Below are 12,915 nucleotides of genomic sequence, written 5' to 3'. Positions count from 1 at the left end.
TCGCCCTTACCTCTCGATCGTGCCGACGCGGCGGATCTTACGCTGCAGCTGCATCACACCGTAGAGCAGCGCCTCTGCCGTCGGAGGACAGCCGGGCACATAGATGTCGACAGGCACGATGCGGTCACAGCCGCGAACCACGCTGTAGCTATAGTGATAGTAGCCGCCGCCATTGGCGCAGCTGCCCATCGAGATGACATATTTCGGTTCCGACATCTGGTCGTAAACCTTGCGCAATGCAGGCGCCATCTTGTTGCACAGTGTGCCGGCGACGATCATCACGTCCGACTGACGGGGTGATGCACGCGGTGCGACACCGAAACGCTCCATGTCATAGCGCGGCATGTTCACATGGATCATCTCCACCGCGCAGCACGCGAGGCCGAAAGTCATCCACCACAACGAGCCTGTACGCGCCCAATGGAACAGGTCCTCGGTGCTGGTGACGAGGAAGCCCTTGTCATTCACTTCGGTCTGGAGCGCGTTGAAATAGTCCTGGTCGGGCTGGCGCACATCGCCAGGCTGAGCCGTCGGTTGCAGAAGCGCGTCGCGTCCATGCGGGCTGGAAGTCATTTGCTGGCTCATATCAGTCCCAATCCAGTGCGCCCATCTTCCATTCGTAAGCGAGGCCGATCGCGAGAATAAGAAGGAAAATCACCATCGAAATCCAGCCCGTCCATCCGGTGATGTCGAGGCTGACAGCCCATGGGAAAAGGAACGAGGCTTCGAGGTCGAACAGCAGGAACGAGATCGCGACAAGATAGAAGCGAACGTCGAACTGGCTGCGGGCATCATCGAATGCGGGAAATCCGCACTCGTATTCGCTGAGCTTCTCCGCATCGGGAGCGTGCGCGCCGGTAAGGCGGGAAACGCCCATCGGCAGGAACACGAAGGCAGTCGAAAGGACGACTGCGATGAAGAGGAAGATCAGGATCGGTAGATATTGTTCGAGGTCGACCACGAATGATTCCTAAGCGGGGCTTGGTTCGGGCACGCCTCTAGGCTCCTCACGTGATGGGTGCAAGGGTCCGAAAGCCGCAATTCCCGTAAGTATGGTTGCAACGGATGCACATTCCGCTCCGGTGAGGGCGCGGTCCGTGCATCCGGATCGGTATTGAGCATTTGTCGGGCGCACCCGCGTCGATCACGAGAGCAGCGCGCGCCACGACAGCCTTTACTTCATCATCTTGTGGATGGCCTTGCGGGTGGCATCGCCATAAGGCGGCTTGAACCCTGCCAGCTTCGCGACGTCGATCTTTGGCTGGGTGTAGACGCTTCGGGCATGGCTGAATTCGCGGAATCCCTCGATACCGTGATAGCTTCCCATTCCGGAAGGACCGACCCCGCCGAACGGCAGATCATCCATGGACACGTGGAAGATCACGTCGTTGACGGTGACGCCGCCGCTGATCGTCTTCGTCAGGACCTTCGACTGCTCGTCGGAATCCTGCCCGAAATAATAGAGGCCCAGCGGACGATCGTGCTCGTTCACATAATCGATCGCCTCGTCCATGTGGCGGTAGGTCTTCACCGGAAGGACCGGGCCGAAGATTTCTTCCTGCATCGCCTTCATGTCCTCGGTCACGTTCTTGAGGATCGTCAGCGGCATCTTGCGGCTGTTGGTGTTCGAGAAATCCTCATTGCCCGGATTGACCTCGATGACCTCGGCACCTTTGTCGCGCGCGTCGGCAACCAGCCCCTGAAGGCGGTCGAAATGGCGGTCGGTGACAACACTGGCGTAATCGTCGTTGTCGAGCAGCGTGGGATACATGTTCGCCGTGCCCTGCCAGACCCCGTGGATCGCTTCGTCCTGCTTGCTTTCGGGGACGTAGAGGTAGTCGGGCGCAAGGCAGATCTGGCCCGCATTCATCATCTTGCCCATCGCGATGCGTTCGCCGGCCTTCGCGAAATCGGCGCTCTCACCCAGGAACACGGGACTCTTGCCGCCGAGCTCAAGGGTCACCGGCACGAGGTTCTTCGACGCCGCCTCCATGACTTTGCGACCGGTTGCTGTCGAGCCGGTGAATACCAGGTGGTCGAAGGGCATTTCCGAAAAAGCAGCCGCGATTTCCGGGCCCCCGGTGAATACGGCACACTCGTCTTCGGTGAAATATTCCGCGACCAGCTCCTTCATGAGCAGGCTGGTCTTCTCGGTGAACTCACTGGGCTTGATCATCGCCCGGTTTCCGGCCGCGAAAATCTGCATCAGCGGTCCGAACGTGAGGTTCACGGGGAAATTCCACGGACTAAGGATGCCGATCACCCCTTTGGGTTCGTAACGCACCTCGGCCTTGGCCCCGAGCAGGCCGAGTGGGAACTGCACATGGCGTTTGTCCGCCTTTGCCCAGCCATCCATGCGTTTGAGGCAGTATTTTCCGAAATTGATCGTGCCGACGATGTCGGTCATCATCGATTGCTGAGGCGAGCGGTTGCCGAAATCCGCGCTCATGACCTTGCACAGGTCGTCGGCATGATCTTTCAGCAACTTGATCGAACGCTCGATACGATCCTTGCGAAGAGCCATGGGTTCGGGACGCATCTGGTGATGAGCCGCACGTTGCTTGCGAAGGACTTCTTCCATCCTGTTCAGTCGCTCATCGGCCATCATATTCTCCCTTGGTCTGTGTTGCGCCGCAGCGACGCCTATCCTATCTCGACGACGAGATATTCCAGAACCAGAGGACCAGCACAAGCATGACCCAGTTCAGCGCAAACGATCCCGTCGTAATTCTTTCCTACGCCCGCACCCCCATGGGCGGCATGCAGGGTGCCCTCGCCGATGTGTCCGCGACCGACCTCGGAGCGACAGCGGTCAAGGCAGCGGTAGAACGTTCGGGCGTCGCACCCGACAAATTCGACCGCACCTATATGGGCTGCGTCCTTCCCGCAGGTCTTGGCCAGGCCCCTGCCCGCCAGGCCTCGATCAAGGCGGGACTGCCCAAATCCGTACAGGCAACCACGGTCAACAAGGTCTGCGGCAGCGGCATGCAGACCGTCATCATGGGTGCCGAGGCGCTCGCCAGCGGCACGGTCGATTACGTCGTCGCGGGCGGCATGGAGAGCATGACTAATGCTCCCTACCTCCTGAAGAAACACCGTTCGGGTGCGCGCCTCGGCCATGACACCACCTACGACCATATGTTCCTGGACGGGCTCGAAGATGCCTATGAGGAAGGCCGCGCGATGGGCACTTTCGCGCAGGACACCGCGAACGACTACCAGCTGACCCGCGAACAGATGGACGAATATTCCATCGAATCGCTGCGCCGCGCGAATGCAGCGATCGACGGCGGTGCATTTGCGGACGAGGTCGTTCCGGTCACCTTCTCGACCCGCAAGGGCGACGTCACTGTCGAACATGACGAGCAGCCCGGCAAGGGCCGTCCCGACAAGATTCCGCAACTGCGTCCTGCTTTCGCCAAGGACGGCACGATTACCGCGGCTACTTCTTCCTCGATCTCCGATGGCGCCGCTGCGGTTGTCCTGACACGCGAAAGCGTGGCTTCGGCAAATGGCCAGTCGCCAGTGGCCAAGATCGTCGCGATGGCCGCCCATGCACAGGAGCCTTCGGAGTTCACGGTCGCACCCGTCGGCGCGATCAACAAGGTCCTCGAGAAGGCCGGCTGGTCGGCGGACGATGTCGACCTGTGGGAAGTGAACGAAGCCTTCGCTTGCGTCGCAATGTTCGCCATGCGCGACATCGGCATCCCGCACGACAAGATCAATGTAAACGGTGGTGGCACCGCGCTCGGGCACCCGATCGGTGCAAGCGGCACCCGCATTATCGTCACCTTGCTCAATGCGCTCAAGCAGCAGGGCAAGAAGCGCGGCGTAGCATCGCTGTGCATCGGCGGCGGGGAAGCGACCGCCGTTGCAGTGGAACTGGCCTGAAGTGAACGCCGGTAGCGACGAACATGGCAGCGGGCACACCGTCGCCCTCTGCCTTCAGATCGCTGCCGGCATTGCTCTTGCAGCATGCAGTCCGGATCAGCCGAAACCCCAGCCCGTGAAGGAAAGCCCGTCACCGGCAGACATCGCCGGGACCTATGAAGCGACGCTGGCTGATGGCTCGCGTATCCGGCAGTCATTGAACGCCGACGGGACCTATCTCGACAGCGATGCAGACGGCAATCCTATCGAGAAGGGTACTTGGCGCCTGGACGGCAAAAGCCTGTGCTACGATCCGGAAGGGAGCGAACCGGACGTCTGTTATGATCAAGGACCTACGGGATCTGTCACGCGGATCGAGGAGGAAACCGCAGGCCCCGAGTGATCAGGGCTCGCCCGCACCCCACAGGCGGTCCTGCTGGATGTATCCCGCCCGATTGCCCACCGCGAATTCGCACCAGCCCTCGTCGCAATCGCCAAGCGTGCCAACGACACCCGGCTCCACGCGCCATTTGACCGAACCTCCGGCCTCCGGATCGGCGAGAATGGCCCCCTCGCCCTTCCCGACCACTATTGCCGCGCGGTCCGGGGTCAATAGACGCGAGACGACCCATCCCCGTACACCGTCCGGGTCTTCGATCAGGCGCCATCCTTCCATTATGCGCAGGACCTTCACGGGCAGTCCCTTGCGTCGATAGACCCATGCTATCTTGTAATCTGCGCTCGGCCCCACCCTCATGTTGAGTTCTGTTGCGCGCACGCTTGCCCAATACGGCACTTCGCGATCCTGCGCCAACGCAGGTGATCCCAATGCCAGTAAAGGAGCCAACAGGATAACAAGGGACACTCGCGACATAGGAGAGGCTGTACGATGGCCACGGATTCGCTTCAAGCATCGCTTGACCGTTTCCCGCACGTAAGCGTAGCGATGTGAACAACATGAGCGAGCACGACACTTCATTCGACCGTCCCGAGAAGCGCCTCGATAGGACGCCACGCGTTACCGTTACGCGCCATCTCGCCAAAGCCGTGGAACAGCGCATGTCCGAACTGTTCGATGCGCGCCTCAACACGGATGATAACCCGATGGACCGCGATGCGCTCGTTGCCGCGATGCAGGACTGCGACGTCCTCGTCCCCACCGTCACCGACCGGATCGATGCCGAGATGATCGAGGCTGCGGGAAGCGACCTCGGCCTCATCGCGAATTTCGGTGCCGGAACCGAGCATATCGACCTCAAGGCGGCAGCGAAAAAAGGCATCATCGTCACCAACACGCCCGGCGTATTCACCGACGATACGGCCGATCTGACGATGGCCGGGATTATTGGCGTTCCGCGGCGAATTCGCGAAGGGGTCGAACTCATTCGCAGCGGGAAATGGACCGGCTGGGCGCCGACCGCGATGCTTGGGCGCAAGCTGGGCGGAAAGACCCTGGGCATCGTGGGCATGGGACGTATCGGACAGGCTGTCGCCCACCGCGCCCGCGCCTTCGGGCTGGAGGTCGCCTACCACAACCGCAAACGCCTTCCCGAAGCGATCGAACGCATGTTCGGCGCGCGATATGTCGAAACACTCGACGAGCTCGTGGCCGAGGCGGATATCCTGACATTGCATTGCCCCGCCGATGCGGAAAATCGCCACATGATCGACGCCCGCAGGCTCGGCCTGATGAAAGAGGGCGCGAGCCTCATCAACACGGCGCGCGGCGACCTCGTCGATTACGAGGCGCTGGTTGCTGCCCTCGAAAGCGGCCAACTCGCCGGTGCAGGTCTCGACGTCTATCCGGACGAACCCCACGTTGACGAGCGGCTGATCCGGCACCCCAATGTCATGACCCTGCCCCACATCGGCAGCGCAACGCGCGAAGGCCGCGAGGAATCCGGCATCAAGGTGATCGCCAATATCCGCATGTGGGTCGACGGGCACCGACCGCCCGACCAGGTTCTGAGCGGATTCTGACGCCGAAGGTGACAAAGGCGACAGGGTGTCGCCTTCCGATCTTCCACCCAAGCTATTGCAATTACACGATTTTCCAATGTGCATGGGAGGGTGACACCTCGCCCTGCCGAAACCCGACGCACGCGTTTGTGATGCAGCACCGGCTGCTGCGGCTAAACGGCCCGGAGGATTGCTGGGTCTCATCGCACGCTAGCGAGCATAAGGCGGGCAAGTAGGAAAACCCCTGTTCCCCAATCGCAACCGATACCGGCTTTGCATTGTCGGCGAGTAGCTTTAAGCGCTCCGTCCCATGGACGAATTTTCAAGCCAGATCGAAGCGCTCGAACACCAGTGGATGCGCGCCTGGGCGCAACGTGACCGCAATGTGATGAAGACGCTCGCGTCGAAGGACTTCATTTTCCTGCTCGGATCGAACAGTCCCGCGATCCTCGATCGCGCAAGCTGGCTGGAGGCGGCGACCACGCGCTTTCGCTGCAACGGCTATCGCTTCGACGAAGTCTACGTCCGTCGTCACGGCAACATCGCGGTTTTCGCCACCCGCATGACGCTCGACGCGACCATGGGGGACCATGACTGGTCGGGCGAAACCTGGCTCATGGACCTGTGGCAAAAGGGCAAGGTGCGCCGCAAATGGCGCATCGTCGAACGCACCATCTCGCGGCCCGACGAGGATGCCAAGATGCCCGATGCCATCAGGTCGATGCAGCTCTGGCGCTGAACCTCAAAGCGTGGCGGAACCGTAACCTTGCGAGATCAGATTCGAGAGTTCGGTTTCAAACCTCTGCAACTCGGAATGCGTAACACTCGCGTCGATTGAAACGCTGTTCCAATCAATCTCTTCAGCCAGCCATATCTGCAATCGCAAGTGACCCAGGTCATCCCTTGGTTCGACACGAATTTTGAACAAGCCATCAAAGGCTTGAAATTCCACAACGTCAGAAATCGGAAACCTGCGAAGTTCTTCGGCTAGCCGATTGAGCTCCATCGGCAACCGGTTTCGGTAACGAGCTTCACCGCGGAATGAGCCAGTGTCGACAATCAATCGGCACCCATCATCGTCGAACCCATCGTCGACCGGGGGATCGAATGAAATCCGCAGCGCCAAAAGGCCTCAGTCCCCCGTCAAAATCCGCTCGACCAACTCCTTCACCGTGGGGGTGAAGTTGTTCGAGTAGAACGGGTCCTGCTTGAACCGGTAGGCGGCGTGGCCTGCGAAGGCGAGGTTCTCGTCCGGGTCGCCGCCATGGGCGATGTCCTGCAGGGTCTTCTGGATGCAGAAGCTGCGCGGGTCGGCGAGGCGTCCGGTCGTGTGGTTGTCGTGATCCTTCCAGCTCGAGAACTGGCAGTGCGACAGGCAGCCCATGCAGCCCTGCTGGTCGGCGCGGATTTGTTCGGCGCTTCCGGGCGTCACGAAAACCACGGTGTCGTCCGGGGTCTTGAGAGCCTCGGTAAAGCCTTCGTGCATCCATGCCTGCGCTTTACGCTGGTCACCCGGGTGGACGAAAAAGTACTTTGCCTTGCCATGATCCGATAGCGGGATCGTGCCGTCTTCCTGGTCGCGCTTGAAGATCGGGATCTGGCGTTCCGAACGGTGCATGAGATCGTAGAGGAACGGCGTTTTCACCGCGCTGGAATAGAAACCGGTGGGGCTGAACTTGTGCAGCAGGACGTCGCCCGGTTCGACCGTGCGAAGCATGTCTTTCCAGACCTGCGGGATCGGGCTTTCCTCCGTCAGCAGCGGGCGCGTACCGAACTGGAAGGCAATCTTGCCGAGCTCCGGATTGTCGATCCAGTCGTTCCATTCGCGCAGGAACCAGACACCGCCTGCCATGACGATTGCCGTATCTTCCGAGACACCTTCCGCGCGCATCGTCTCCCGCAGGGCCTTCACGCGCGGATAGGGATCTTCCGGCTTTGTCGGGTCTTCCGCGTTGGAAAGGCCGTTGTGCCCGCCGGCGAGCCAGGGGTCTTCGTAGACCACGGCGGCGAGCAGGTCAGGCACCTTCGAATAGCTGCGCTTCCACAAGGCGCGGAAGGCGCGCGCGGACGACACGATCGGGAGGTAGTGGACGTTATAGCGCTGGGCGATCTCGGCCAGCTTGTACGGCATACCCGCCCCGCACGTGACGCCCGTGATCTTGTCGGCGCAATTTTCCAGCACGCCTTCGAGCACCTGCTGCGCCCCGCCCTGTTCCCACAAGACGTTGATGTTGATGGCGCCGCGGCCTTCGGAAATCTCGTAGGCCCGGTTCACCTGCTCGGTCGCGCCGTCGATGGCGTAGCGCACGAGTTGTTCGAAGCGCTCGACCCGGGTTGCCTGCGGATAGACCTGAGGAATGGGGTTTCCGTCTTCGTCGTAGCTATCGGCGTTGACGGCGCTAACCGTGCCGATGCCGCCTGCAGCCGCCCAGGCGCCAGAGCTCGCGTGATTTGTCGCCGAGACGCCCTTGCCGCCTTCGATAAGCGGCCAGACTTCGCGTCCACCATAGACGATCGGGCTAAGACCCTTGAAATTCATGCAATCCTCTTTCCCTGATTGGGCACTTTCTCGTGCCTAGCCCTCGTTGCCGCTATCTGCGCGGCAGGGCGTTATCTCTTCCGGCTTTGGCCTGTTAGCCGCTGCCTTGAACTGTGCATAGTAGCCCGACAATTCGGGAGCGTCCTTGAAAGCCACAAGTTCATACCCGGCCCGGCGAAATTCGCATGACAGAAGCAAAGGGTCGATCCCGTGCTGGTCCGTCGGTCGATCGACGTCCACGACTATCACCTGACCACCGTCCCGCAAGGCCGGCCACATATTCCACAGGAACTCGTAGGGCTGCTGGATCTCGTGATACATGTGGACCATGAAAATGCGGTCGAAGCTGTTGTCCGGTAAACGCGGATTGCTGGGTTCACCGAGCCTGATGGACACGTTGTCGAGACGTTGACGCTCTACCCGGCGACCCAGTCTCTGGATGGCTTCGGGGTCGATATCCTGCGCAAGCACCCGCCCGGAATCTCCGACACGCGGCGCGAGGCGAACCGTGTAGTAGCCGTTCCCTGCGCCAATATCCGCCACGGTCATGCCCGGCTCTATTTCTGCAAGGTCCATGACTTTTTGCGCTTCACCACGGCTGTCGCGGGCGTCTTCCGTCGAGAACTGGTAGGAGATGACTTCGGATACAGGCCTGTCCGGCTCGGGAAAGACCGGTCCGGAAGCTTGATCGCTCGTGACCGCATCGCACCCGGCAAGCGCGCCCAGCGCAATCAGGAGGAGCGACGCACGCCTCACTCGGCGTCCTCCACCTCTACCGTTTCACCAGTAACCTGCTGCGCGAGCGCGGCGGAAATGAACGGATCCAGTGCCCCGTCTAGAACGTCGTCGGGCGTCGGCGATGTCACGCCGGTCCTGAGGTCTTTGACCATCTGGTACGGCTGAAGAACATAAGACCGGATCTGGTGTCCCCACCCGATATCGCTCTTTTCCTGGTACTCGCCCGAAGCAGCCGCTTCGCGTTCCGCCATCTCCCGCTCGAACAGGCGTGCTTTCAGCATATTCATCGCTGTTGCGCGGTTCTTGTGCTGGCTGCGGTCGTTCTGGCTGGCGACCACGATACCGGTCGGCTGGTGGGTAATGCGAACGGCAGAGTCGGTCGTGTTGACGTGCTGTCCGCCAGCACCGGATGCGCGATAGGTGTCGATCTTGAGGTCTGCGGGATTGATCTCGATGTCGATATTGTCGTCGATGACCGGATAGACCCAGACCGAACAGAAGCTCGTGTGACGACGTGCAGAACTATCGTACGGGCTGATGCGGACGAGGCGGTGGACGCCGCTTTCGGTCTTGGCATAGCCATAGGCGTTTTCGCCTTTCAGCAGCAGCGTCGCCGACTTGATCCCGGCCTGGTCGCCGGCCTGGTATTCCACCGTTTCGACCTTGAAGCCGCGGCGCTCTGCCCAACGCGCGTACATGCGGAAGAGCATTTCTGCCCAATCGTTGCTTTCGGTGCCGCCCGCTCCGGCATGGATTTCGAGATAGGTGTCGTTCCCATCGGCCTCTCCGGACAGGAGCGCTTGCACCTTGTCCCGGTCAGCCCGCTCGGCGAGCGCGGCAAGACTGGCGAGCCCTTCATTGGCGACATCTTCATCGCCTTCGGCTTCACCCATCTCGACGAATTCGATCGCGTCAGCCATCTCGCTCTCGATCTCGCGCACCGTGTTGATCGCGGTCTCGAGCCGCTTTTGCTCCTGCGTAATGGCCTGCGCCTGCTTGGGATCGTCCCACAGGGTCGGATCCTGAACCCTGGCGTCAAGTTCATCCAGCTGGCGCAGTGCATGATCCCAGTCGAGCGACTGGCGCACCAGCGCAAGAGCAGCTTCGATACGGTCGATATTGGCCTGCCCTTCGGCACGCATAAGACGAATTCCTTGTAGTCCGTTGGTTCGCCCACCTAACGCGCAGGCTATAATTGTAAAGCTGCGCGGGTGTGCTTGGAGCAGTCAGCCTAGTAGAGGCCCTCGTTCTCTTCGACGAAGTCTCCGGCGGAATCGTCGCGGCCTTCGGCCTCGACCCGTCGGTTCGCGCGGACCCCTTCTCGAGCCCGCTTGATGAGCTCCAGAATCTCGGCCCTCTGCGCAGCCATTTCGTCGGAACGGGTCGAACGCGGCGGTTCGGTATCGGGCTTGAAAGCCTCCCAGATCACGGAGGCCTTTGGATCGTTCGACGGTTCGCCGTCGAATACCCGCTTGCCGGTACGGCGGTCGATCTTGACCATCCGGATACCGGGTGGGGCCACGAAATCCGGCGAAGTCCAGCGATCCTTCGTCGCTTCGACGAAGCGCTTCATGATGGGCGCGGCAGTGTTGCCGCCTTGCACCCAACCACCCAGGTTCCGGGGCTGGTCGAAGCCGACATACATGCCTGCAACGATATCCGGCGTGCCGCCCACGAACCACGCATTCGTCGGGCCGTTGGTGGTGCCGGTCTTGCCGAAGAGCGGAAGTTCGAGACTGCGCAGGCGCACTGCGGTGCCGCGTGTGACGACGCCTTGCAGCATGTGGACCATCTGGAAGGCCGTGCGCGGGTCGAGGACCTGTTTCCCGGACGGTTCAAACCGCGGCATCGGCTGACCGTCCCATTCCGCCATGTTACATCCGGTGCATTCGCGTTTGTCGGTCCGGTAAATCACCTTCCCGCGCCGATCCTGCACGTAATCGATTACCGAACCTTCGTTCTGACGCCCCCAGTTTGCCAGCGCGGAATAAGCGTTGACCATCTTCGCGACGGTCGTTTCGCCCGCACCCAAGGCGAAGGAGTAATACGGTTCATAGTTTCCGATGCCCACGCGGGAGATCGTCTGAACGACGTTCTGCATTCCTGTGTCGTCGGCAATATGGACTGTCATGAGATTGCGGCTTTGCTCCAGCCCCCACCGCAGTGTGTGCTCTCCACCGCCGCCGCCGCCGAAGTTCCGGAAGCATTTCTCACCAAGCTGTGCACCCTGCCATACGCAAAAAGTCTGGTCGGGGACTTGGGTTGCAGGCGTCATCCCATTGTCCAGCGCGGAAGCGTACACGAAGGGCTTGATGGTCGAGCCCGGCTGGCGATCGGCCTGCGTGGCGCGGTTGAAACTGCCCAGACGGCTATCGAAGCCGCCCTGCATGGCGAGAACACGGCCCGTCTGCGGCGCTTCGGCAAGGAATGCCCCGGACACTTCGGGCACGACGCGCAGACGGTAGCCGGAACCTGAAGGCTCTGCCGCAACGACGTCCCCGAGCTTGAGTGTGCTCGGCGCTCCAGAAAGCGCGTAATCTTCGCCATTGGTCAGGCCGATCGTCGGCGAACTGCCTGCCTTCGTAATGACACCGACACGCCAGTCTTCGTAATTGATGCTCAGGTTCGAAGAGGCGAGCTGCGAGTGCAGGCTGCCGTTTTCGGGATTGAGCGTTGCGATCGGTCCCGTGAAGCCGCGGTTGCCGTGATAGCTGAGCAATTGAGCGCGGAGCGCATCGCGTGCCGCATCCTGAAGTTCGACGTCGAGCGATGTGCGAACCCACAGGCCGCCGGCGTATACGCTGTTCCCGCCCTCATCGGCCGTTTCACCGAACTCCGTGATCAGTTGGCGGCGAACTTCTTCGAGGAAATAGCCTGCATCGGCCGAACGCTCGCTACGCTGCTGGACAAGGTCCAGGGGCTGCGCCTTTGCCGTATTCGCTTCTGCAGCGGTGACGAAGTCGTTGGCGACCATCTGGTCGAGTACGAAATTGCGGCGCGTGACAGCAAGATCGCGGTAACGCTCTCGCCCGTAACGTTCCGGCGCCTTCGGCAGGATGGCAAGGAAAGCCGTTTCGTGCAGGTCCAGCTCGTCGACGTCCTTGTCGAAATATGCGCGCGCGGCCGCCTGGACGCCGAAGCTCCTTCGGCCGAGCGGGATTTCATTCAGATACAGTTCGAGGATTTCCTGCTTGGTCAGAACCTGCTCGATACGCTGCGCCAGTATCATTTCCTTGAGCTTGCGCGTGACCGAGTATTCGTCACCGAGAAGGAGGTTCTTCGCGACCTGCTGCGTGATAGTCGAACCGCCGACCGCGCGTTCGCCGGAACCATACTTGGTGGCATAATCGAACACGGCATTCAGGGTGCCGGTGAAATCGACGCCCCCGTGGCTGAAGAAAGTCTTGTCTTCGGCCGAAAGGAAAGCCTCGATCATCGGCTGCGGGAAGTCGACGTACTGCAGCTGGACGCGCCGTTCGCGGGCGTAGGAATGAACGATCTCGCCATCAACGCCGCGGACCACGGAAGGAAGCGGTGTTTCGTATTCGAGAAGGGATTCGGCGTCGGGCAGGTTGCGCGCAAGCGATGCCCACAAAAGCACGAGCAGCATCAGCGCAATGCCGATCAGATAGGTCATGACACGCAGGCGCTGGTTGTCGTGCCAGTTCTCGCGCATCCAGTTGACAAAGCGCACGGGATCGCCGGTCAGGCGGTCGCGATAATACTGCAGATGACTGGCGTAACTCATGATCAGCGCAGGCCTTTAGCACGCGTTTTATCGCGCGCGCTATACTAACTGTGGCTATTTG

Annotated in this window: 13 protein-coding genes; 4 read left to right on the top strand and 9 right to left on the bottom strand. The window is 61.0% G+C overall.

The features are described from left to right. Nucleotides 1-6: 6 nt before the first annotated feature. From CVE41_RS14070 to CVE41_RS14060, 3 genes are all read right to left on the bottom strand, one after another. Nucleotides 7-573, bottom strand: coding sequence for a NuoB/complex I 20 kDa subunit family protein (locus CVE41_RS14070; RefSeq protein ID WP_408633973.1), 567 nt, complete (start codon nucleotides 571-573; stop codon nucleotides 7-9). Between the two features lie 13 nt (nucleotides 574-586). Next, nucleotides 587-961 (bottom strand): NADH-quinone oxidoreductase subunit A, encoded by a 375-nt coding sequence (gene ndhC / locus CVE41_RS14065; RefSeq protein WP_090479351.1) that lies wholly within the window; start codon nucleotides 959-961, stop codon nucleotides 587-589. A 213-nt stretch (nucleotides 962-1,174) separates the two neighbouring features. Continuing rightward, nucleotides 1,175-2,605 (bottom strand): coniferyl aldehyde dehydrogenase, encoded by a 1,431-nt coding sequence (locus CVE41_RS14060; protein WP_198507790.1) that lies wholly within the window; start codon nucleotides 2,603-2,605, stop codon nucleotides 1,175-1,177. A gap of 89 nt (nucleotides 2,606-2,694) precedes the next feature. Here CVE41_RS14060 and CVE41_RS14055 point away from each other — a divergent pair, with 89 nt between their 5' ends. Together CVE41_RS14055 and CVE41_RS14050 are read left to right on the top strand one after the other, a co-directional pair. Then, the gene (locus CVE41_RS14055) at nucleotides 2,695-3,891 is read left to right on the top strand and encodes a thiolase family protein (protein ID WP_100261219.1); all 1,197 of its coding nucleotides are present in this window, start codon (nucleotides 2,695-2,697) and stop codon (nucleotides 3,889-3,891) included. Continuing rightward, nucleotides 3,872-4,273 (top strand): hypothetical protein, encoded by a 402-nt coding sequence (locus CVE41_RS14050; protein ID WP_157799523.1) that lies wholly within the window; start codon nucleotides 3,872-3,874, stop codon nucleotides 4,271-4,273. Before CVE41_RS14055 ends, CVE41_RS14050 begins: the two co-directional genes overlap by 20 nt. On the opposite strand, the gene CVE41_RS14045 is transcribed toward CVE41_RS14050, so the two are convergent. Further along, complete coding sequence (locus CVE41_RS14045; RefSeq protein WP_100261217.1) at nucleotides 4,274-4,744, bottom strand: SH3 domain-containing protein; 471 nt, start codon at nucleotides 4,742-4,744, stop codon at nucleotides 4,274-4,276. 83 nt (nucleotides 4,745-4,827) lie between these two features. On the opposite strand from CVE41_RS14045, the gene CVE41_RS14040 reads away from it, so the two are divergent. Both CVE41_RS14040 and CVE41_RS14035 read left to right on the top strand, forming a co-directional pair. After that, a complete protein-coding gene (locus CVE41_RS14040; protein WP_100261216.1) occupies nucleotides 4,828-5,850 on the top strand; it encodes a 2-hydroxyacid dehydrogenase in 1,023 nt (340 codons plus the stop codon). A gap of 289 nt (nucleotides 5,851-6,139) precedes the next feature. Beyond that, the gene (locus CVE41_RS14035; RefSeq protein WP_100261215.1) at nucleotides 6,140-6,568 is read left to right on the top strand and encodes a nuclear transport factor 2 family protein; all 429 of its coding nucleotides are present in this window, start codon (nucleotides 6,140-6,142) and stop codon (nucleotides 6,566-6,568) included. A 3-nt stretch (nucleotides 6,569-6,571) separates the two neighbouring features. Here CVE41_RS14035 and CVE41_RS14030 read toward each other — a convergent pair whose 3' ends face one another. The 5 genes from CVE41_RS14030 to CVE41_RS14010 all read right to left on the bottom strand — a co-directional run bounded on the left by CVE41_RS14030 (nucleotide 6,572) and on the right by CVE41_RS14010 (nucleotide 12,782). Further along, the gene (locus CVE41_RS14030; protein ID WP_100261214.1) at nucleotides 6,572-6,955 is read right to left on the bottom strand and encodes a hypothetical protein; all 384 of its coding nucleotides are present in this window, start codon (nucleotides 6,953-6,955) and stop codon (nucleotides 6,572-6,574) included. Nucleotides 6,956-6,961: 6 nt separating this feature from the next. After that, nucleotides 6,962-8,368 (bottom strand): NAD(P)H-dependent flavin oxidoreductase, encoded by a 1,407-nt coding sequence (locus CVE41_RS14025; protein ID WP_100261213.1) that lies wholly within the window; start codon nucleotides 8,366-8,368, stop codon nucleotides 6,962-6,964. A 36-nt stretch (nucleotides 8,369-8,404) separates the two neighbouring features. After that, a complete protein-coding gene (locus tag CVE41_RS14020; RefSeq protein ID WP_100261212.1) occupies nucleotides 8,405-9,124 on the bottom strand; it encodes a class I SAM-dependent methyltransferase in 720 nt (239 codons plus the stop codon). After that, on the bottom strand, nucleotides 9,121-10,248 hold the full coding sequence (gene prfB / locus CVE41_RS14015; protein WP_100261211.1) for a peptide chain release factor 2: 1,128 nt from the start codon (nucleotides 10,246-10,248) through the stop codon (nucleotides 9,121-9,123). Before prfB ends, CVE41_RS14020 begins: the two co-directional genes overlap by 4 nt. An 89-nt stretch (nucleotides 10,249-10,337) precedes the next feature. Beyond that, nucleotides 10,338-12,782: a penicillin-binding protein 1A gene (locus CVE41_RS14010; protein WP_198507789.1), complete on the bottom strand. Its 2,445-nt coding sequence runs from the start codon at nucleotides 12,780-12,782 to the stop codon at nucleotides 10,338-10,340. Nucleotides 12,783-12,915 lie beyond the last annotated feature (133 nt).

The organism is Qipengyuania seohaensis, assembly GCF_002795865.1.
Classification (GTDB): Bacteria; Pseudomonadota; Alphaproteobacteria; order Sphingomonadales; family Sphingomonadaceae; genus Qipengyuania; species Qipengyuania seohaensis.
Note: the sequence above shows the minus strand (reverse complement) of the source record. Positions and strands in the feature narration are given on the sequence as shown.